This window comes from Promicromonospora sp. NPDC060204 (assembly GCF_042728455.1).
Lineage (GTDB): Bacteria > Actinomycetota > Actinomycetes > Actinomycetales > Cellulomonadaceae > Promicromonospora.
In genome coordinates this window covers 1-20540 of the sequence record NZ_JBHWZO010000027.1, presented here as the reverse complement: position 1 = coordinate 20540, position 20540 = coordinate 1, and the positions used below count along the sequence as shown (strand labels likewise).

At 73.2% G+C, this 20540-nt stretch carries 21 protein-coding genes; 11 read left to right on the top strand and 10 right to left on the bottom strand.

The features are described from left to right. Positions 1 to 63: 63 nt before the first annotated feature. Entirely contained in the window at positions 64 to 1473 is a 1410-nt protein-coding gene (locus ACFWEJ_RS05985; RefSeq protein ID WP_377228286.1) for an MFS transporter, read from the bottom strand. 70 nt (positions 1474 to 1543) lie between these two features. Here ACFWEJ_RS05985 and ACFWEJ_RS05980 point away from each other — a divergent pair, with 70 nt between their 5' ends. Further along, entirely contained in the window at positions 1544 to 2005 is a 462-nt protein-coding gene (locus ACFWEJ_RS05980) for a winged helix-turn-helix transcriptional regulator (RefSeq protein WP_377228285.1), read from the top strand. Positions 2006 to 2273: 268 nt separating this feature from the next. On the opposite strand, the gene ACFWEJ_RS05975 is transcribed toward ACFWEJ_RS05980, so the two are convergent. Together ACFWEJ_RS05975 and ACFWEJ_RS05970 are read right to left on the bottom strand one after the other, a co-directional pair. After that, the gene (locus tag ACFWEJ_RS05975; protein ID WP_377228284.1) at positions 2274 to 3002 is read right to left on the bottom strand and encodes an aminotransferase class IV; all 729 of its coding nucleotides are present in this window, start codon (positions 3000 to 3002) and stop codon (positions 2274 to 2276) included. 20 nt (positions 3003 to 3022) lie between these two features. Continuing rightward, complete coding sequence (locus ACFWEJ_RS05970; protein ID WP_377228283.1) at positions 3023 to 3883, bottom strand: alpha/beta hydrolase; 861 nt, start codon at positions 3881 to 3883, stop codon at positions 3023 to 3025. A gap of 145 nt (positions 3884 to 4028) precedes the next feature. Here ACFWEJ_RS05970 and ACFWEJ_RS05965 point away from each other — a divergent pair, with 145 nt between their 5' ends. The 6 genes from ACFWEJ_RS05965 (at position 4029) to ACFWEJ_RS05940 (ending at position 9516) form a co-directional block, all read left to right on the top strand. Beyond that, on the top strand, positions 4029 to 4640 hold the full coding sequence (locus ACFWEJ_RS05965; RefSeq protein ID WP_377228282.1) for a TetR/AcrR family transcriptional regulator: 612 nt from the start codon (positions 4029 to 4031) through the stop codon (positions 4638 to 4640). A gap of 104 nt (positions 4641 to 4744) precedes the next feature. Further along, a complete protein-coding gene (locus ACFWEJ_RS05960; protein WP_377228281.1) occupies positions 4745 to 5389 on the top strand; it encodes a hypothetical protein in 645 nt (214 codons plus the stop codon). 138 nt (positions 5390 to 5527) lie between these two features. Continuing rightward, the gene (locus ACFWEJ_RS05955; RefSeq protein ID WP_377228280.1) at positions 5528 to 6175 is read left to right on the top strand and encodes a copper resistance protein CopC; all 648 of its coding nucleotides are present in this window, start codon (positions 5528 to 5530) and stop codon (positions 6173 to 6175) included. 26 nt (positions 6176 to 6201) lie between these two features. Then, the gene (locus tag ACFWEJ_RS05950; protein WP_377228279.1) at positions 6202 to 6819 is read left to right on the top strand and encodes a copper chaperone PCu(A)C; all 618 of its coding nucleotides are present in this window, start codon (positions 6202 to 6204) and stop codon (positions 6817 to 6819) included. Next, a complete protein-coding gene (locus ACFWEJ_RS05945; protein WP_377228278.1) occupies positions 6819 to 8042 on the top strand; it encodes a Dyp-type peroxidase in 1224 nt (407 codons plus the stop codon). The genes ACFWEJ_RS05950 and ACFWEJ_RS05945 overlap by 1 nt, the downstream gene beginning before the upstream one ends. Before the next feature lie 13 nt (positions 8043 to 8055). After that, positions 8056 to 9516, top strand: a complete 1461-nt coding sequence (locus ACFWEJ_RS05940) for a PepSY-associated TM helix domain-containing protein (protein WP_377228277.1) — start codon at positions 8056 to 8058, stop codon at positions 9514 to 9516. Here the strand turns inward: ACFWEJ_RS05940 and ACFWEJ_RS05935 are convergent. Then, the gene (locus ACFWEJ_RS05935) at positions 9500 to 9712 is read right to left on the bottom strand and encodes a heavy-metal-associated domain-containing protein (protein WP_377228276.1); all 213 of its coding nucleotides are present in this window, start codon (positions 9710 to 9712) and stop codon (positions 9500 to 9502) included. The genes ACFWEJ_RS05940 and ACFWEJ_RS05935 overlap by 17 nt on opposite strands. 117 nt (positions 9713 to 9829) lie before the next feature. On the opposite strand from ACFWEJ_RS05935, the gene ACFWEJ_RS05930 reads away from it, so the two are divergent. Then, entirely contained in the window at positions 9830 to 10744 is a 915-nt protein-coding gene (locus tag ACFWEJ_RS05930; RefSeq protein WP_377228275.1) for a DUF5134 domain-containing protein, read from the top strand. Positions 10745 to 11146: 402 nt separating this feature from the next. Here ACFWEJ_RS05930 and ACFWEJ_RS05925 read toward each other — a convergent pair whose 3' ends face one another. From ACFWEJ_RS05925 to ACFWEJ_RS05910, 4 genes are all read right to left on the bottom strand, one after another. Beyond that, entirely contained in the window at positions 11147 to 11539 is a 393-nt protein-coding gene (locus ACFWEJ_RS05925) for a BlaI/MecI/CopY family transcriptional regulator (protein ID WP_377228274.1), read from the bottom strand. Between the two features lie 102 nt (positions 11540 to 11641). Then, positions 11642 to 11863, bottom strand: coding sequence for a hypothetical protein (locus ACFWEJ_RS05920; RefSeq protein ID WP_285103134.1), 222 nt, complete (start codon positions 11861 to 11863; stop codon positions 11642 to 11644). An 82-nt stretch (positions 11864 to 11945) separates the two neighbouring features. Beyond that, positions 11946 to 13148 (bottom strand): macrolide family glycosyltransferase, encoded by a 1203-nt coding sequence (locus tag ACFWEJ_RS05915; protein WP_377228273.1) that lies wholly within the window; start codon positions 13146 to 13148, stop codon positions 11946 to 11948. 41 nt (positions 13149 to 13189) lie between these two features. Beyond that, the gene (locus ACFWEJ_RS05910) at positions 13190 to 13843 is read right to left on the bottom strand and encodes a CatB-related O-acetyltransferase (protein WP_377228272.1); all 654 of its coding nucleotides are present in this window, start codon (positions 13841 to 13843) and stop codon (positions 13190 to 13192) included. A 100-nt stretch (positions 13844 to 13943) separates the two neighbouring features. Between ACFWEJ_RS05910 and ACFWEJ_RS05905 the strand changes: the two genes are divergently transcribed. Beyond that, positions 13944 to 14552: a TetR/AcrR family transcriptional regulator gene (locus ACFWEJ_RS05905; RefSeq protein WP_377228271.1), complete on the top strand. Its 609-nt coding sequence runs from the start codon at positions 13944 to 13946 to the stop codon at positions 14550 to 14552. A gap of 40 nt (positions 14553 to 14592) precedes the next feature. Beyond that, positions 14593 to 14997, top strand: coding sequence for a pilus assembly protein CpaE (locus tag ACFWEJ_RS05900; protein ID WP_377228270.1), 405 nt, complete (start codon positions 14593 to 14595; stop codon positions 14995 to 14997). A gap of 31 nt (positions 14998 to 15028) precedes the next feature. Here the strand turns inward: ACFWEJ_RS05900 and ACFWEJ_RS05895 are convergent, their stop codons facing one another. Beyond that, positions 15029 to 15442, bottom strand: coding sequence for a hypothetical protein (locus ACFWEJ_RS05895; protein WP_377228269.1), 414 nt, complete (start codon positions 15440 to 15442; stop codon positions 15029 to 15031). A gap of 73 nt (positions 15443 to 15515) precedes the next feature. Further along, positions 15516 to 17258 carry a D-alanyl-D-alanine carboxypeptidase family protein gene (locus tag ACFWEJ_RS05890; RefSeq protein ID WP_377228268.1) on the bottom strand — a complete coding sequence of 581 codons (1743 nt, stop codon included), beginning with the start codon at positions 17256 to 17258 and terminating at the stop codon, positions 15516 to 15518. Positions 17259 to 17700: 442 nt separating this feature from the next. On the opposite strand from ACFWEJ_RS05890, the gene ACFWEJ_RS05885 reads away from it, so the two are divergent. Then, positions 17701 to 20463 (top strand): hypothetical protein, encoded by a 2763-nt coding sequence (locus ACFWEJ_RS05885; protein ID WP_377228267.1) that lies wholly within the window; start codon positions 17701 to 17703, stop codon positions 20461 to 20463. Positions 20464 to 20540: the final 77 nt, after the last annotated feature.

Genomic DNA, 20540 nt, shown 5'->3' with positions numbered 1-20540 from the left:
CGGCCCGTGCGGCGGGCCGGCCGCGCATCGTCCGCGTCTGGTCCCGGGGTTCGCGCCCCGGGGTCAGGCGCGGACGGCGTTCCGGCGGCCGCCGGTCCAGGTGGCGATCCCGAGGGCCAGCGCCAGGACGGCGGCGACGGCCGGGACCAGCAGGGCGCGCTGGTAGTCGGCCGCTCCTGCCGCCGTGGTGTGGCCGTCGACCAGCACGATCGTGGCGGCCGTGACGCCCAGCGCGGCGCCGAACTGGAACGCCGTGTAGACGACGCCGCCGGCCACGCCGTGCTCCGACTCGGCCAGGCCCGCCGTCGCCGCCGCGGTCAGCGGTCCGTAGATCAGCGCGAACATGACCGCGACCAGCAGCAGGGACGGCAGCAGGTCGAGATAGCCCCAGGTCCCGTCGAGGCGCAGCGCCAGGACGAACGCCGCGGCGCCGGCCAGCAGCCCGGCCACGAGCACGGGCACGTTGCCGAACCGGGCGACCAGCCGGTGGGTGAGCAGCGGCGCGATGATCATGTCGGCGCCCATGACGGCGAACACCAGCCCCGTCGCGACGGGCGACCACCCGCGGTACTCCTGCAGGTACAGCGTGATCAGGAACTGGAACGAGAAGAACGCGCCGATCACCAGCAGCCCCGCGAGGCTCGCGCGCAGCAGAAGGCCCTCGCGCAGCACGGCCAGGCGCAGCAGCGGGTCGGCCGCCCGGCGCTCGATCAGCACGAACGCGCCGGTCAGCGCCGCCGCCGCGACGAACGACCCGACCGCTGCGACGACGTGCCCACCCTCGCCGACCGCCACCACGCCGTAGATCAGGGCGACCATCGCGGCCGTGAGCGTGATCGCACCGCCGACGTCGAACCCGCCGCGCGGCCTCTCGGCGGGCTCGTCCAGGCGGATGAGCAGCCGCCCCGCGACCCAGAGCGCGGCGCCCACGATCACCGGCGCGAAGAACACCCAGCGCCAGCCCGCCTCGGTGAGGAACCCGCCCGCCACGACGCCGAGCGTGAACCCGCCCGCGCCGATCGCCCCGTAGATCGCCAGCGCGCGGTCGCGCAGCGGGCCCTCGGGGTAGCTGGTGGTCAGCAGGCTGAAGCCCGCCGGTGTCATGAACCCCGCGGTGGCTCCCGTGACGAACCGGGCGACGACCAGCACCCAGGCGTCGTCGGCCAGGCCGCCCAGGCCGGAGAACACGACGAACACCGCGAGGGCGACCAGGAAGGTGCGGCGCCGGCCCAGGAGGTCGGCCGTGCGGCCGCCGAGGATCATGAACCCGCCGTAGGCCAGCACGTAGGCGCTGATCACCCAGTGTGCGTCGGCGGTGGCCAGGCCGATGTCGGCGGCGATGGCCGGCACCGCGACGTTGAGCATCGCGATGTCGATGCCCTCCAGGAAGAGCGCGCCGCAGACGACGGCGAGCACTCCCCAGCCCGTCCGCGTCGCGGTGGTCGGTCGTGCGACCGCACTCGTGTCCGTCACGGAGATCTCCTCGCTCGGGTCCTCATGGTTACCACTTGTAACCATGACGATCGTTGGGCACGATCGACGGATGGCACAAGAAGGCACTTCGACGTCACCGGGTTCCCTCGAGGTAACCGCCGCGGAGCTGGCGGAGTGCCGGGCGGACCGCGACCCGTTCCAGTGGGACGTCCGCGAGGACTGCCAGGTGCGGCAGATCCTGGACCGCATCGCCGACAAGTGGTCCCTGCTGGTCATCGCACTGTTGGACGAGAGGACGCTGCGGTTCGGCGAGCTGGGCCGGGAGATCGACGGCATCAGCAAACGGATGCTGACCGTGACGCTGCGCAACCTCGAACGCGACGGCCTGGTGCGCCGCACGGTCTACCCCGAGATGCCGCCGCGCGTGGAGTACGAGCTCACCGCGCTGGGCCGCACGCTGCTCGCGACGACCCAGGCGCTGGTGTCCTGGACCGAGGAGCACCAGGACCAGATCGCCGAGGCCCGCGCGGCGTTCGAGACGGCGAACGGCGGAGCGAGCGTCGGCGTCTGAGCGGCCCGCCGGGATCTGAGCGGTCCGCCGAGATCTGCCGTCGGCGGGTACACGACTGGGGCGGAGGGTGTCGGCTGGGCTGAACTTCGTTCGGCTGCGGCCCGGGTTCTTCAGCTGCGCAGGATTATTCGGCCCAGCCGGATTATGCGGGGCCAGGCTGACCGAAGTTCAGCGCACCCGGCCGGTCTCGTCTGAGGGCGTGTCACCCGGACGGCGCAGCACCCGCGGCCGCAGCGCCCCGCCCGGTCCGCCCAGATCGAGGGCTGGGTCAGATCAGGTCCCACGGGACCGCGGCCAGGCGGTCGACGACGCCCGTCAGGAGCGGCCCGGCGTCGGGCAGCGGGACGTCGTCGATCGACGCGACGGCGACGACGCCGATCGAGTTGACGAGGAACGCCCCGGCGAAGCCGGCGACGTCGGCGACCGGGACGAGCCTGCGCGACGACGGCGTCGTGGCCTCGACCAGGCGCATCGCGGTGCCGTGGAGCCAGGGGGCCTCCGGCCAGACGACGGCGCCGTCGGGCTCCAGGAAGCCGATGTTGGCGATCGAGGACTCCGCGACGGCGCCGTCGGGCGTGGTGAGCAGGGCGTCGTCGTAGCCGTCGAGGCCGACCCGGCGGGCCCACTCGAGCTGGGCGAAGCCGCCCAGGTGCTTGAGGTGCGCGAACGGCCGCAGGTAGGGGACCGACCGCAGCCGCTGCGGTCCGGCGGGCGCGTGGTGCGGCTCGGCGACCGTGACCACCACGTGCTCGGCATCGCGCAGGACGACACGCACGGAGGCGTCCGGCGTGCCGTCCAGGGCGTGGCGCACCAGGCCGCGGACCCGGTCCGCCTCCAGCGGGCGGTCGAACAGCTCGTGGTGCGCCTCGTCCAGCCGGGTCAGGTGGTGGGCCAGGCCCTGGACCCCGCCGTCGCGCACCTGCATGGCCGTGAAGTGGCCGTAGGTGCTGAACAGGTCCGTGGGTGCGGCGGGGCGGCCGTCGGTCTCGATGCGCACCCTCGGACCCTAGCCCGCGGTCAGGCGGTGACGGCGGCGTGGGACGTGGCCCAGGTCAGGGCGTGGTCCGCGATCTCCTCCCAGCCCGGCTGGGAGACGAGCCGGTGCGTGCGGCCCGCGTACTCCTTGTACTCGACGACCGAGGGGCTGCCGGTGCCGGTGTACTTGGCCACGATCGCCTTGCCGATGGCCGGCGGGGCCACGTGGTCGATGCCACCGGTGATCACCAGGAGCGGCGCGCGGTCGGCGCGGGCGTAGTCGACGTGGGTGACGCCGGTCTTCTCGTTCATGGTCGACGCGACGCCCTCGAAGAGGACCCGGTTGTAGGACGGGACGGCGGACTGTTCCCAGAGGACGTCCGACGAGGCGCGGTTCAGGTCGTTGCCGAACGTGAAGTGGAAGTGCCCCTTCGACAGCGGCTTGGCGCCGTTGCGGCCGAACGGGTTGGACAGGATCGGCAGGCCGGTGCGCAGCGTGGACAGCGGCAGCACGCTGATGCCGGCGGTCTGCGCGGGCGCGACGCCGACGTAGGCGGCGCCGAGGCCGCGGTCGGCCAGCATCTGGGTGATGACGCCGCCGAACGAGTGGCCCATGATGATCGGCTTCACCGGCAGGGCGCGGATGATGCGCTCGTAGTGGTCGGTGATCTCCTTGAGGCCGACGCCGCGCAGGGCCGCGGGGTTGCTGCGGATGTCCTGCACGCTGCGGTCGTCGATGCCGGGCCAGCCCGGGACGATCACCTCGTGGCCCGCCGCGCGGAAGCGCTCGGCCCAGGTGTCCCAGCTCGCGGGCGTCATCCAGAGGCCGTGGACCAGGACGATCGACAGCTTCTCCGGGGTGGTGCCGGTGACGTCGCCGGTGGTGTCGGGGGTGGCGTTCATGGCGGGCTCCTCAGGTTCGGTGGGCCGGGCTCCCCGGTCCGTCAGCAGGAAGAACGATCGTTCTTTCTCTGTTATTCCAGAAAGGTACGCCCGCACCCGGCCGGCGTCAACGCCCCACGAGAAAGATCGTTCTATGCTCAAAGACATGGCACCCAGATCCACTGCCTCCCGCGCACCTCGTAAGACCGCCGAAGGAGGCTCTGAGGCCCGCGAACGCCTGCTGCGGACCGCGTCCGAGCTGTTCTACGCCGAGGGCATCCACGTGGTGGGGGTGGACCGCATCGTCGCGGCGGCCGGCGTCACGCGGGCCACGTTCTACCGGCACTTCCCGAGCAAGGAGGACCTGGTCGAGGCCTACCTCGGCGTGGAGGACGCGAACCTGCGCGCCGCGCTCGACGGCGCCCAGGGCGCCACCGACGACCCGGTCGAGCTCGTCGGGCTGATCATCCAGGGCATCGCCGAGGACGTCGCGCGGCACCACACCCGCGGCTGCCCCTTCATCAACGCCGCCGCCGAGTACCCCGACGCCGACAGCGGGGTGCGGCGCGCCGTCGACACGCACCGCGCCTGGTTCCGCGGCGCGCTCGAGGACGCCCTCACTGCCGCCGGGGCCGACGACGCCGTGACACGCGCCGGGCAGCTCGTGCTGCTGCGCGACGCCGCGCTGGTCGGCGGCTACCTCGACGGCTGGGACAACGTGCGCGTGGCGTTCGTGAGCGCCGCCCGCCAGGCGGCAGGCCTGGACCCGGCGGCGTAGGGCACGACGCCGGCCCGGCAAGCCACATATCGGACTTCCCTTTGCCGAGCTTTGACCCATATCCTGGCGTCCGTCGCACGACCGGCACGAGGGGGAACGGCCTGATGAACGCACCCGACGCAGGACGGGGGACCGCGCGCGGAGTGCGCGGCGTCCTCGCGGCGTCGGCGGCGACCCTCGTGGCCCTGGCCTCGCACCTCGCCGGTGGCGGGGACCTGCCCGGCTGGCTCGGCATCCTCGTGCCGTGGGTGCTCTCCCTCCCCGTCTGCACGGCCCTGGTCGCCCGCCGGCTCACCCTGCCGCGCCTGTCGGTGTCGGTCGCGGCGAGCCAGCTCCTGTTCCACCTGCTCTTCCAGCTCGGCACCCCGGCCGGCGCGCTGGGGTCCGTCGCGAACCCGCACGGGGCCCACGGCGGGCACGGGGACATGGCCCCGCTGACCGCGTCGGGCGCACCGGTGCCGATGGAGCTGCTGCACGGCGGGCCGCAGATGTGGCTCTGGCACGGGATCGCGGCGGCGGTCACCGTCGTCGTCCTGCACCGCGGGGAGCTGCTCCTGCGGCGCCTGCGCGAGCTCGGCGCCCGCGCGGCGGCCTGGCTGCTGCGCGCGTGGCCCGTCCTCGACCGTCCGACCTCCTTCGTGGTGCCCGCCCGCTCGGGCGTGCCCGCCGAGACCTTCCGCCCGCTCCACCCGGGCCCCCGCCTCACCCCCCTGCTCCGGAGGGGACCTCCCGCACCGCACGCGGTCTGAGCTCTGCCCCGCGGGCGCACGTGTGCCCGCGGGCTGTTCCGTGCTCGCCGCGTGGGTTCCCCCTGCGCGGCGGGCGGGGACGCGTGCGTCCCCGTGTGTGCCGACGTCGATCCCTGACGTCCGAGGAGAGGTCCCTTCATGCCCCGAACCCGTCCCCTCGTGGCCGGGCTCGCGGTGGCCGTCGTCGCGCTGTTCGCGACCGCTGCCCCCGCGTCCGCCCACGACAAGCTGGTCTCCAGCGATCCGGCGCCCGACGAGACGCTGAAGGAGGCACCGGACACGGTGTCCCTGAAGTACTCGGCCGACGTCCTGGACATGGGCGCCGCGGTCGTCGTCACCGACGGCGACGGCACCGACTGGGTGTCCGACGCGCCGGCGATCGACGGGGCCACCGTCACGGCGGTCCTGGATCCCGGGCTGCCGGACGGCGGCTACGAGATCCGCTGGCGCGTCGTGTCCTCGGACGGGCACCCCATCACGGGGATCGTCCCGTTCGCCGTCGGCGACGACGAGGAGCCGGGGGCGGGATCCGGGGCGGGCGACGCCGGGGACGACGCCGCGGGTGCGGCGAGCACCCCGGCAGCCGAGGCCGGCGCCGGCACACGGAGCAGCACGCAGAACCAGACCGCGCAGCAGGACGAGGGGCCCTGGCGGGTCGTCCTCGTCGGTGCGGGCGGGGCCGCCGTCGCGGCGGCCCTGTTCGCGCTGGTCCACCTTCTGCGCCGCCGGGATGCGAGCGGCCCCGACGACGCCGGGGACACCCCGGGCGCGTCGGGAACGATGTGAGAGGTACTGCCGTGCACAACCGAACGATGAACCACCGAACGATGAACAACCGTCCAGCCGGCCGCCGGGGCAGGTCGGCGACCGCCGGGCTCGGCGTCGTCCTCGCCGCGCTGGCCCTGGCGGGCTGCGCCACCGCGGACGCCGCGGACGACGACGGCGGCTCCGCCGCGCTCGCCGCCCAGGGCGTGACCCTGACCGACACGTGGGTCAAGGCCGCCGACTCCGGGATGTCCGCCGCGTTCGGCGGGCTGACCAACTCCGGCGCGCAGGACGTCACGGTCGTCTCGGCGACCACCGCGGCGTCCTCGATGCTGGAGCTCCACGAGACGGTGGAGAACGAGACCGGCGAGCTGGTCATGCGGGAGATCGACGGCGGGTTCGTCGTCCCCGCCGGTGACACGCTGACGCTCGAACCGGGCGGCAGCCACCTCATGCTCATGGACCTCACCGACCCGCTGGAGGCGGGCGACGAGGTCACGTTCACGCTCACCTTCTCCGACGACTCGACCTACGAGTTCACGGCGCCCGTCAAGGACTACTCCGGGGCGAACGAGAACTACGTGGGCGGGGACGCCGGTTCGGACGCGGGCATGGACATGGGCTCGGACACGGGCGACGCCGACGGCACGGGCACGGACGGCTGATGACCGCGCCTGACCACGGTGCGCGCACCGCGCGGTCGGGGTCGACCCGGCGGCAGTTCCTCCTCGGGGGAGCTGTCGCCGGCGTCGGCGCGGCCGCCGCGATCGGTGCCGACACCGCGCTGAACGCCTCCGCCGAGGAGCCGCCGTCGGCGCCGCTGAACGGCGACCTGACCGTGCCCTTCCACGGCGCGCACCAGGCGGGGATCGACACCGCCGCCCAGGCGCACGGGCTCTTCGTCGCGCTCGACCTGCACGACGGCACGGACCGCGCGGACCTGACCCGGATGATGCGCATCCTCACCGACGATGCCGCCCGGCTCACCCAGGGCGCCCCGGCGCTCGCGGACTCCGAGCCGGAGCTCGCCGTGGCCCCCGCCCGGCTCACCGTGACGTTCGGGTTCGGGCCGGGGTTCGTCGAGCGGGCGGGCGGCGCCGGCCCCGACTGGCTCCGGCCGCTCCCGCCGTTCGGGATCGACCGGCTGGAGCCCGGGCTCGGCGACGGCGACCTGCTGCTCCAGGTCGCGGCCGACGACCCGCTGACGGTCGCCCACGCCTCGCGCATGCTGCTCAAGGACACCCGCAGCTTCGCGTCCGTGCGCTGGACCCAGCAGGGGTTCCGGCGCGCGCACGGCACCGTCGCGCCGGGCACGACCATGCGGAACCTGTTCGGCCAGGTCGACGGGACCACCAACCCGGCCCCGGGCACCGCCGACTTCGACCGTGTGGTCTGGTCCGGCGACGGCTGGCTCGCCGGCGGCACCGGCATGGTGGTGCGCCGCATCCGCATGGACCTGGACACGTGGGACGAGCTCGACCGGGGCGGGCGGGAGCAGGCGGTGGGCCGGACCCTGTCGAACGGCGCGCCGCTGACCGGCACGGACGAGCTCGACGAGCCGGACTTCACGGCCACCACCGCGATCGGCTTCCCCGTCATCCCGGAGTTCTCGCACCTGCGCCGCGCGCGCAGCGAGCACCCGGGCGAGCGCATCTTCCGCAGGGCCTACAACTACGACGACGGCGGTGCCGGGGCTCAGGTCTCCGACGCCGGCCTGATCTTCGTCTCGTTCCAGGCGGACGTCGACCGACAGTTCGTCCCCCTCCAGCGCCGCCTGGACCAGCTCGACCTGCTCAACCAATGGACCGTGCCCATCGGCTCGGCCGTCTTCGCCATCCCACCCGGGTGCGGCGAGGGCGGATTCATCGGCGAATCCCTCCTCACCTGAAAGCAGGATCCACATGACCGACACGATCACGGGCTCCGACGTCCCCACGGCCGCCGACCCCGCACCACCACGTGGCCGCACACCCTGGTTCGGCCCGCTGCTGCGGCGGCTGCACTTCTACGCGGGCCTCCTCGTGGGCCCGTTCATCCTGGTCGCCGCGACCAGCGGCGCCCTCTACGCGCTCACCCCCGCCCTGGAGCAGGTGGTCTACGACCAGGAGCTGCACGCCCCGGTCGCCGACACCGCCCTGAGCCTGGGCGACCAGGTCGAGATCGCCCAGGGCCAGGTCGAGCCGGACGCCGTGCTCACCGCCGTCCGCCCCGCGCCCGAACCCGGCGACACCACCCGCGTGATGTTCGGCGAGGACGGCCTGGGCCCCAGCGAGTCCCGGGCGATCTTCGTCGACCCCGCGACCGGCGAGGTCCGCGGCGACCTGACCGTCTACGGCTCCAGCGGCGCGCTGCCGCTGCGCACCTGGATCTCCAACCTGCACCGCAGCCTGCACCTCGGCGATCCGGGGCGGATCTACAGCGAGCTGGCGGCGTCCTGGCTCGGCATCGTTGCGGTGGCGGGGCTGATCCTGTGGATCGGCCGGCTGCGGGCGTCCCGGCGGGCCGCCGGCGTCGTCCGGCCGAAGCGCCGGCAGACCGGGTACCGGCGGCTGTTGTCCTGGCACACCGCAGTGGGCGCCGTCGTGGTGCTGGGCGCGCTGTTCCTGTCGGTCACCGGGATCACCTGGTCCCAGTACGGCGGCGCCAACGTCGGCGAACTGCGCAGCGCCCTCGGCTGGACCACGCCCGCGCTGGACACGCGCGTGGCGGGCGGCGCACCCGCCGAGGCGGACGAGCACGCCGGGCACGGGGGCGGCGCCCCCGGGGCGGACGGCGCGGTGGACCCCGCGACGTTCGACGCCGTGCTCGCGGTCGCACAGGGCATCAACGTCAACACGAACGAGGTGGAGATCAAGCCGCCCGCCGAGGCCGGCACGGCGTGGACCGTGCAGGAGAACAAGAGCGACCTGCCCACCGAGGCCGACTCCGTGGCCGTCGACGGGGCCACGATGCAGGTGGTGCACCGGACCGACTTCGTGAGCTTCCCGCTGCCCGCCAAGCTCACCACCTGGGGCATCGACCTGCACATGGGTCTGCTGCTCGGCACGGTCAACCAGGTCCTGCTGTTCGTGCTCGCGCTCGGCATCGGCTCGATGGTGGTGCTCGGCTACCTCATGTGGTGGAAGCGGCGGCCCACGCGCGAGCCGCGGGGTCGGCGCGGGCTGGGCGGTCCGGCGCCGCGGCGTGGGGTGCTCCAGGGCACGCCGTGGTGGGGGCTGGCGGTGGTCGCCGCCGTCGCGATCACGGTGGGGACGTTCCTGCCGCTGGTCGGGTACACGCTCGTGGCGTTCGTCCTGGTGGACGTCGTTGTCGGGCTCGTGCAGGCGCGGCGGGCCGGGGAGCGGGTCAGCGCCACGCCCTGACCTCGAACCCGGCGTCGGCGACGGCCGTCGCGACGCGGGTGTGGTCGACCGGTGAGAGGGTCTGGAACGTGACCCGCCCCGACGCCGCGTCGATCCGCACCCGCCAGACGCCGGGCACCGCGGACAGCTCGGTGAAGAGGGCGCGCCGACAGTGCTCGCAGGTTCCGGTGTTCACGTACAGCTCGGTCGTGCGCACCGGAACCACCCCGCTCCACGTCCGCCCCCGGTCCCCAGAACCGTACAACATCTCTACATCATGTGGTACTGTCGCGGCGGTTCGGCCGCTTCAACTTCTCGGGACGCGGGGGCGCCAGTGACGTCGGACCCAGCCGTGCAGTGGGCGGCGACAGCCCTCTTCGGCGTCCTGAGCGCCTGGTCGCTCCGGCGACTGGCCACAGCGCGTCGGCCCCTCGCCACGGCGAGCCACCTGTTCCACCTCGGCATGGCCCTCGCGATGGTGGCCATGGTCTGGCCGTGGTGGGTCCGCTTGCCCACGCTGCCCCAGGTCGCCTTCTTCGCCGTGGGCGCGGCCTGGTTCGCGGCCGCCGCGGGCTGGTCCGGCCTGGACGCCGTGAGCCGCCGGGTCGGTGGTGGGCCGGTGGCGGGCGGCACGACGACTGACGGTCTGACGACTGACGGTCCGACGACTGACGGTCCGACGACTGACGGGCCGGCGGCGGGCGGGCCTCGGGTCGGCCACCACGAGAGCACCTGGTGCCGGGCGACGCACGCCGTGATGATGCTCGCGATGGTGTGGGCGCTCGCGGTGATGACCCGGCACCGCGGGCACGGCGCTGGTCATCTGGCCGAGCACGCTCCACCGGCACCGGCACCGGCGCCGGCCGTGCCGCTGGATGCCCCGACGGCTGTCTTCGGTGCGGTGCTCGTCGTGCTGCTGGTGGTCGGGGGCGTGCTGTTCCTGGTCACGGCGGCCCGGCACGTGCGTGCGGGTGGGCCGGCGGGCGACCGCGCCCGCCTGGACCGAGCAGGCCTCGACCGCGACCAACTCGACCACGCCGGGATCAACAATGCTGGGCCCGAGCGTGCTGGCCTCGACCGTGTCGGCCTCGACCGTGCCGGGCCCGACCGTGCTGGGATCGACCGTGCTGGGATCGACCGTGCTGGGATCGACCGTGCTGGGATCGACCAGGCAGGGCTCGACCTGCTGGCGGGCGGCCTGATGAGCCTTGGCACGGCCGCAATGTGCGGGCTCATGCTTGCCGGATGACCGGACCCGGGACCCTGGGGGCCGAGTCAGACCTGGAGTCCGGCCCGGAACCGGATGCCGGAAGGGACCAGGTGCCTGACCCGAGCGAGGAGTGCGGCAAGAATTCGGACGAACCGCCGCGGGGCAACGTGATGCCGACGAGCACCGGCCGGCTGCGCTGAATTTCGTTCGGCCCTGACCCCGCGAGTTCGGCTGAGCTGGACTGTCCTGCGGAGCCAGAGATTCAGGGGCGCAGCCGAACGGAATTCACGTGCCCCGACGCCCCTCGCAAGAGTGCACCTTGGTACACGGCATGACTAGATGTCCTGGCGTCCTGGCGTCCTGGCGTCCTGGCGTCCTGGCGTCCTCGCGGATCCCGTGACCCGCGCGGAGGGGCGGGCGTCGCGAGGGGGCGGGGCGGGGTCAGCCCGCGCGGCGTCGTCCGGTGGGCTGCTTGGGGCGCAGCGCGCGCTGCAGCATCTCGGCGTCCCGGGCGGTCAGGTGGTCGGCGAACCGGAGCAGGGCCCCCTCGCGGTCGCCCGTGCCCTCCAACGCGGAGAGCATCGCGGCGCCGGCGCGCTCGCCGTCGGACCGGGTGGGCCGGAACCGGACCTTGCGGGGGGAGGCGGCGATGCGGACCACCTCGCCCTTCTTCTCCAGGCGGTCGAGCACCGTCAGGAGCGTGGTGTAGGCCGGGACGTGCTCGTCCCGGAACCCCTCCTGGATCGCTCGTGCCCCGATCGCGTCCTCGTGGTCCCAGAGGATGCGCATGACCTCCGCCTCGAGCTGTCCGCGTGCGCGAGTCCTGCCTGACATAGTGCCCTCCTGGCAGGACCATACTGCAAAGGTGGCCGCCCACCGGTGAGTGGACTGCCACCTTTGCCGTCGTCCGGAATACCGGACGGAACGCCCCCGCGATCAGGCCGGCTGCAGTGCCGCCGCGTCGAGCGCGCCGCTGCGGGCCTGCTCCACCAGGTCCGCGAGCTGGTCGTGGCTCATCTGGATCCGCTGGCCGAAGTCGTCGGTGATCACGATCTGCTTCAGGGGCTCGGCGGTCGGGTCGACGAACAGTTCCGGGCAGCCGCAGTCGCACTTGCCGCAGAACGTCGCCACGTGAAGTAGCTGAGAGTTCTCGCTCATCGCTGTCTCCTCTGTTGGAACGGACGGGTCTCGGGCGCGTGCTGGATGCCCTCTACGAGGGTCGCCCTATCTCTACAACACGTCAAGATCTGGCTGTGGTCGCTCTCGATGACGACAGCAGGTCCTCGACGAGGTCGGCGGCGCGCGATGTGCCGCCCTCGGCCCGGGCGGCGGCGCACAGCCGTGCGGACCGCTCTGCGCGTCCGAGGTCGGTGACCAGGTCGTCCAGCGCGGCGCGGAGGGTCTCGGTGGTGGCGTCCGCGGTGTCCACCCGCCGGGCGACGCCGAGCTCCACCAGCCGGTCGGCGTTCATGAACTGCTCGGCGGCCTGCGGCACGGCGATCATGGGGACGCCCGCCCGCAGGCCCTCGCCGCAGCCGCCCATGCCGGCGTGCGTGACGAAGGCGTCGGCCTGCTCCAGGATCGCTCGCTGCGGCACCCAGGGGTGCACCTCCACGTTGGCCGGGACGTCGCCGAGCTCCGCGGGGTCGGTGTGCCTGCCGATCTGCAGGACGACGTGCCAGCCGGGAAGGTCGCCGAAGGCGGCGAGGCACCGGCGGTAGAACTCGGGCTGATGCGTGTAGGCGCTGCCCAGGGAGATCAGCAGCACGTTCTCTGCGTCCGCCGGGCGGGTCCAGCCGTCGGCGTCCGCGTCGGCGTCGAAGCACGGGCCCACGAAGGTCACCCTCTCCGGGTCGACCCGGTCGGCCTGCGGCTGCATCGCCCGCGGGATCAGTGCGAGGGCGCGGTCAGGCGGGCCGGAGAAGGCGTCCATGTCGGTCGTGGTCGCCCCGCAGCCGGCGAGCCACCGTTCGAACCGCTCCCGGTAGGCACCGGCCCCCGGCAGCCGCCACAGCTGCGCGGCCACCTCCTCCTGGTAGCCGTCCCAGCCGACGAACGTCGGGGACAGCTGGAGCAGAGGGCGGCCCTGCGCCTCGGCGAGGGCGCGCGCGGCGTAGGTGCCGATGTCGTAGAGGTACAGGTCGGCAGGGTCGTCGTCGTAGGCCGCCCGGAGCTGGGGGAGGGCTTGCACGGCGTCGTCGAGGAAGAGGCCGGCGGCGGCGATGGGGTCGGCGGGCCAGGCGTCGTCCGCGACGGGGAGCGTGGAGGTGCAGGGCACCAGCTCCGCGCCCGTGGGCGCGATCCGGTCGGCCACGACCGGGTCGTTGGCGTAGGTGACCCGGTGCCCGCGGGCCACCAGCTCGCGGACGACCGCGAGGCTGGGCAGGACGTGACTGATGATCGGGACGCCGACCATCGCGATGTGGGCAGGGCGGTGTGGCACGGCGATCACTCGTCTCGGGGGAGGGGAAGCGGGGAGGGGTCTCAGGCCCGGCGGGCCTGCTCGGCGGCCCGTTCGAGGTCGTCGACGGTGCCCGACATGATCGTCCGGACGTGCTCGGTGACGTGCTGCAGGGGCCAGTCCCACCACGCGACGGCGAGCAGCCGGGCGACGTCGTCGGCGTCGTACCGGGTGCGGATGAGCCGCGCGGGGTTGCCCCCGACGATGCCGTAGTCGGGCACGTCGCCGGTGACCACGGCACCGGCGGCGATGATCGCGCCGTTCCCGATGCGGACGCCGGGCATGACCATGGCGCCGTGCCCGAACCAGACGTCGTTGCCGACGACGGTGTCGCCGCGGCTCGGCAGGTCGGTGATCAGGTCGAAGTGCTCGGCCCACGAGCCGCCCATGGTGGGGAACGGGAAGGTGGAGGGCCCGTCCATGCGGTGGTTGGCGCCGTTCATGATGAACCGGGTGCCGGTACCGAGCGCGCAGTACCGGCCGATGACGAGCCGCTCGGGCCCGTAGTGGTAGAGCACGTTGCGGGTCTCGAACGCGGTCGGGTCCTCCGGGTCGTCGTAGTACGAGAACTCGCCGACGTCGATCAGCGGCGACGTCACGAGCGGCTTGAGCAGCACGACGCGCGGGTGGTCGGGCATCGGGTGGAGAGCGGTGGGGTCGGCGGGGACGAGCGGCATCGGGCGGGCGGATCCTCTCGGACGGCTACTAGTACGACAACTGTCGCTTTAAGATGTTCGCACATCACCCGCGCCCCGATCAACCGGATACTGGACCCCTATGGCTGACCCGCAGAGCACCGCCGCCGACCGCCGTCCGGGCGGTCGCACCGCCCGTGTGCGTGCCCAGGTGCTCGACGCGGTGCGTGCCGAGCTCGAGGAGCACGGTCACAAGGGGCTCACGATGGAGGGGGTCGCGACCCGCGCCGGGGTGCACCGGGCCACGGTCTACCGGCGCTGGCGCGACGTCGGCGGCCTGCTCGCCGACACCATCGCCGCCGCCGGGGAGATCGACTGGGAGCCACCGGACACCGGCTCGCTCCAGGGCGACCTGACCCGGCTCAACCAGGAGATCCAGGAGTCGTTGGTCGTGCGGCCGTCGTTCGCGATCGCCCTGATGGCCGCCTCGTTCCACTCGGAGCAGGCCGCGCAGGCCCAGAAGCGGCTGTGGGCCGATCGGTACGCCCAGTGCGAGGTCCTCGTCGACCGCGCCGTCGCGCGCGGCGAGCTCTCCGGGCACCGCCCGGACGCGCGGAGTCTGCTCGTCGCCGCGACCGCGCCGGTCTACCACGAGCTGGTCCTGCTGCGCTCCGACCCCGACCCGCAGCTCCCGGAGCGAGCCGCTCGGGCCGCGGTGCTGGCGGCAGCAGCGGGCGGTCTGGCGCCCTAGGACCCTGGAGGCCTGTGGACGAGGCGGTCAGAATGGGTCGATGATCTCCACCGAACTCGCCACCAAGCTGCGGGACGCCGGGCTCGTCTGGACGCCGGTCGACGGCGACCAGTTCCGGATCCGGGCGCCCGAGCTCGCGGGCGACGTCTTCACCGTGAGCACCATGACCATCGAGGCGCACGAGTACCCGACGGGCACGATCCTCGGGTTCAACGGCACCACCGAGTGGGCGCTGGACTCGGTCGCGATCGACGACGCCCTCTGGCTGCCCCGCGAGGACCAGCTCCGCGGCCTCCTCCGCGGGAGCTTCCGCCTGCTGCGCCATGCCGACGACGCCTTCGAGGTGGAGGTCGAGCTGCTCGGTGAGCCCCGGGTGTTCACCGACCCGGAGCCCGCCGAGGCCTACGGCGAGGCGCTGCTCGCCCTCATCGAGCTCAGCCGCTGAACCCGGGTGCACGCCGCGTCGGCGTGCACTGCTAGCTGTTCACGATGAACAGCGGGGCATCCGGGTCGCACGCCTCCGGCACAGAGATCGAGTCACTGCCCGCAGAACCTTCGCCGCCGCCCAGCTCGACCTGCTCACCGAGGGGCAGTGCCAGGGACGCCGCGAGCAGCGTCTCGCCGTCCCAGCGGATTGCCGGATCGTCGGGGAACACCGGGACGGTCCGCCCGTCCGGGCCGGGCACGACGACGTAGACGCAACCGTCGAGTCGTTCCAACTGCCCGATCAGCTGCGCTGCGTCGCCACCCGGCCCTTCGGGGGCGTAGTGCGCGACGTCCCCGGGTGGGGGCGCCTCCTCGGCGGTGCAGGCTGTCGTGAGCACGAGCAGCGCCACCGCGAGAGCCGCACAGGCTGTCGGCTTCACGGCGTGCTCGCCGGTTCGATCCACGGTGATGTCTCCTGCTCGCGGGGCACCCACAAGACGGTGGCACCCCGCGAGCGGTGTGGTCAACGGAAACGGGTCAGTTCCGGTCGTCGTCCGTCAGGCCCAGGTCCTCGGCGAGGCCCAGCAGCGACTCGGGCCTGGTCGACGGGCTCGACGACGGCGCCGGGCTCGGCGCGCTCTGCGAGGGGCTGGGTGACGGCACAGGCTCGCTCGGCGCGGGCGTCGGGCTCGGTGCCGGCTGCGACGGTGCCGGCTGGGACGGAGTCGGTGCCGGTTGCGACGGGGACGGGGACGGGGACGGCGGGGTCGAGGGCTCACCCGGATCCGATGGGGACGGCGTCGGCGTCGGGGAGGGCGTGGGCTTCGGCGACGGGTCGCTGGGCCTCGGCGACGGCGAGGGCTTCGGCGACGGCTTCGGCGTGGGCTTCGGGGCCGGGTTGCTCGGCTTGGGCGGCGTGGCGGGCTCGGACGGCTTCTGCGCCGGCGGGTTCTTGCGCGGCTCGTCGTCCGGCGTCGTCCCCGGCTTGCTCGGCTTCTTGGCGGAGTCGTCCTTCGTGCGGGGGTCGCGCGCAGCGGCCTCGACGGGCTGCTCGGACGCGTCGGCCGGGCTCCACGTGCCGACGTCGGACGGGTCGATCGCGCGGCCGGGTACCGAACCCGCCGCGAAGAACTCGAAGTGCCACGGCTCCGGCTTGGACCCGCCCAGCCGCGCCCACGACGGGTTGTCCCAGCCGTAGTCCGGGCCGTGCACCCGCAGCCACACGTACTGGGCGGACGCGCCGCCCGAGATGGGGGAGCCCAGGTCCACCGCGAGGCCCCAGCCGTGGTTGGACGTGCCGGGGATCGCCGCCAGGTGCGGCTTGGCGGCGGCCACCGCGACCTGCTGCACGTAGGGGCGGTAGGAGTCGGTGATCGGGATGGGGTACCCGAACTCCTGCTCGAACTCCTCGTTCAGCGCCGACAGCCGCTCCGCGGCGTCGCAGCGCAGCCGGTGCGCCGGCGCGAAGTCCAGCGGGCACAGCACGGAGGCCGGGATCCGGCCGTTGGCGTACTCGAGGGTGGACTCGCCGAACATCGAGACGACGTCGAGCAGGCTGTCGCGCAGCGTGCCGCCGGGCTCCTGGGCGTCGAGCAGCTCGCCCGCCTGACCCTTCCGCGCCGAGGGCTCGTCGGACGGCTCGGCCGGCCGGACCTCGACCAGCGCGTTGGGTACCGACTCGTCCAGCAGGTTCGCCAGCCGCTGCGCCGCCAGCACGACCTCGTGATAGGTCACGAGGCCCGGCCGCAGCTCCACGGAGTCGTCCGGCTCGGCCGTCGGCTCCTCGGCGGGGAGCGCGTTCGACACCTGGACCACGGGGCCGAGCGCCGCGGAACCGCCTTCCACCCGGGTGGCGCGCGCTACCGGCGCGTCCTGGACGCGCAGGCCCTCGCTGCTCTCGGCGAGCGCGAGCCGCTGGATCGTGTAGGTGGTGTACAGCATGCCGAGCTCGGCGGCGGCCTGCGCCACCGCCGGGCTGAGGTCGGGGCCCTGCTCGCGTGCCTGCTGGTCCGCGCGCGCCAGGACGGCCGTGATCTGGTCGGGCGTCACGTCCTGCGGCACGGTCCCGGGTCGTCCGGCGGGCAGGGCCTCGATCGGCTCCTGGTACCTGCCCGGCCGGTCCCCGGCGGCGACGCGCACCTCGGGAACGCTCGGCACGGCGGCGAGCAGCAGACCTCCCGCGGTCACCGTGGCGACGGCGCCGGCCCACACGGTGCGCAACAGTCTGCGTGCTCCGGGACGGGGGGTGGGCACAACGAGCTCGTTCGCCTGCTCCTGCACGCGTTGCTCCTTCTGTCGGTGCGTTGCCGCACGGTGCGCACTACGTGTTCCGGACTGCGTGACGGGTAAAGAAGTTCTTCGTGGCAGACAAAGAACTATCACGAGTCGACGGGGTGCACAGGGCGAGGTCCAGATGCCGCGGCCGTGCGGCCGTTCCCCGGGGGCTCGACGCCCTGGCCCCGGTTCTTGTCCCGCCCGACCCTGTCGGGCGCTGCGGCTGCTCACCCCCTCGTTTCCTCGTCAGACGTCGGAGAACGGGTGAATTACGCCCACGGGTTGGTGATTCGGTTGGTGATTTCTTGAGCCCTGACTGGTGATCGCTCACCGACGGGATGGCATAGATCACGCCCAACTGGAAACGGGCCGTGCGGTCCGTGAGCGAGGGGAACAGCAGATGCACGTACGACGGTCAACGACGAGGACCACCCGAGGCAGGCAGGCCGTGAGACGGCGCGGACGGGTTCCGGCGGTCCTGGCGGCGCTCGCCCTGGTCGGGGCGGGCCTGGTCGCCACCTCGCTCACCCCGGTCACGCCGAGCGCGTTCGCGGCTCCGGGCAACCCCGGTGTGCCCGGCGAGCCGACGGTCCTCTTCGTCGAGGACTTCGAGAACCGCGCCGCGGACTCGAACGTCCTGCTGACCGACTACACGGGGGCGGACGGGACGACGTACGCGGCCGACCCGTTCTGGGTGGACCGCAACGGCTGCAACGGCTTCATCATCAACCAGACCAGCTCACGCGTGGCGGGCGACTGCAGCGGCACCCAGCCCGACACCTTCGGGGCCGCGACCTTCACGTCGCTGACCGCGCTGCCGCACGCGCTCGGCACCATCAACGGTTCCGACCCGGCGAGCAACGCGGCCGCGGCGTCGTACACCTCCGGCAGCTCCACGGGCAACCAGGTCCAGTTCCGCACGGCGGACCCGCTGACGCTCACGACCGAGGGGCGGTTCGTCACGTTCTCCGTGGACGCGGTCGCGCAGAACTGCCAGGCCACGCATCCCCAGCTGCGGTTCTACCTGGTCGACGGCGAGGGTGAGGAGATCGCGGTCTCCAGCTCCGCGATCGACCCGTGCACCGACCCGCGCGGGACGCAGTACACCTCCCCGACCCAGGACGGCACGACGCGCCTGGTGACCGGAGGCCGGTTCCCGGCCGACGGCTCGACGCTCGTCACCGGCGGCTCGTTCGGCATCGTGATGCGCAACGAGAACGGCAGCGGCCAGGGCAACGACGGCGCGTACGACAACATCCGCGTGCTGGACGTGACGCCGCAGCTCGACAAGGAGTTCAGCCCGACGTCGGTCGCCACGGGCGGCGTCTCGACGCTGACGCTGACCATCACGAACACCAGCGACCTGGCCGCCAAGAACGGCTGGTCCTTCACCGACACACTCCCCGCGGGCCTGACGATCGCGGACCCGTCCGCCGTGGCGACCACGTGCCCGGCCGGCGACGTGACCGCCCCGGCCGGCGGCACCGCGGTGTCGGCGACCGGCAACCTCGACGCCGGCATGGCCTCGTGCACCATCACGGTGAACGTGACCTCGGACGAGGCAGGCAGCTTCACCAACGACGCCGACAACATCTCGGCGATCGGCCTGGACTACCCGGACCCCTCGACCGTGACGTTCGGCGACCCGAGCCTGGGCCTCGTCAAGACCGCGGGCGAGCCCGTGGACGTCAACGAGAACGGGATCACGGACACCGGCGACACCATCGCCTACACCTTCGAGGTGACCAACACCGGTGACGTCGCGATCGACGACCTGGCGATCGACGACCCGAAGGTGGGCGCGATCACCTGCGAGGCGACCTCGGTCGCCCCGGGAGACACCGTCACCTGCACGACCGACGAGCCCTACGTGGTCACGGACGAGGACGTCGAGGCGGGTTCCGTCGACAACTCGGCGACCGCCACGGGCACGCCGCCCGGCACGGACACCCCGATCGGCTCGCCGCCCTCGGAGACGAGCACGCCCACCGAGGCCCCGGACCCCGGCATCGAGGTCGTGAAGTCCGCGACGCCGGCGGGCCCGGAGTCGTACACCGTGGGTCAGGAGATCACGTACAGCTTCGAGGTGACCAACACCGGCAACGTGCCGCTGAGCGACGTCACGGTCGACGAGACCGAGTTCACGGGCACGGGTGAGGCCCCGGTCCCGGCGTGCCCCGCCGACGTCGTCCTGGCGCCCGGGGACTCCCTGACCTGCACCGCGACGTACGTGATCACGCAGGCGGACGTCGACGCCGGCGAGGTGACCAACACGGCCACGGCCACGGGCACGCCGCCGGGCGACACCCCGCCCCCGGAGTCGCCGCCGTCGACCGTCGAGATCCCCAGCACGCCGGAGCCCGGCATCGAGGTGGTCAAGACGTCCGACACCGAGGAGATCAGCGAGGTGGGCCAGGAGATCACCTACAGCTTCGCGGTGACCAACACCGGCAACGTCACGCTGACCGACGTCGAGGTCGACGACTCGGACTTCTCCGGTTCAGGTGAGCTGTCGCCGGTCGAGTGCCCCGCCGAGGCCGCCGGCCTCGCGCCGGGTGCGTCGGTGACCTGCACCGCGACCTACGTGGTGACCCAGGCGGACCTCGACGCCGGCGAGCTGAGCAACACCGCGACGGCCACCGGCACGCCGCCGGGGGAGACCCCGCCGCCGGAGTCGCCGCCGTCGACCCACGACATCCCGGGCACCCCGGCGCCCGGCATCGAGGTGGTCAAGACCTCGGACACGAAGAAGATCACGCGCGTGGGTCAGACGGTCACGTACTCCTTCGCGGTGACCAACACCGGCAATGTCGTGCTCCGCGACGTCGAGGTCGACGACTCGGACTTCTCCGGCTCGGGTGAGCTGTCGCCGGTCGAGTGCCCGGCGGAAGCCGCGAACCTGGCCCCGGGGGCGTCCGTGACCTGCACCGCGACGTACAGGGTCACCCAGGCGGACCTGGACACGGGCGAGCTGACCAACACGGCCACGGCCACCGGCACCCCGCCGGGGGACACCCCGCCGCCCACGTCGCCGCCGTCGACGGCGAAGGTCCCGGTGGACCCGGACGACGCCCCCGCGCCGCCGGCCCCGGACGGCGGCTCCCTGGCCTCGACCGGTGCTGACCTCGGCTGGGCGGCAGGCCTCGCGGCCCTGCTCCTGCTGACCGGTGCCACGCTCCTGGTCGTGGGGCGGCGCCGCACGACGAGCTGACCGTCAGGTTCCTCGCCCCGCCGCCCGCGCGGCGGGGCGAGGGACCGCCGTCGGCCGGAATTCGCGCAAGAGAGAGC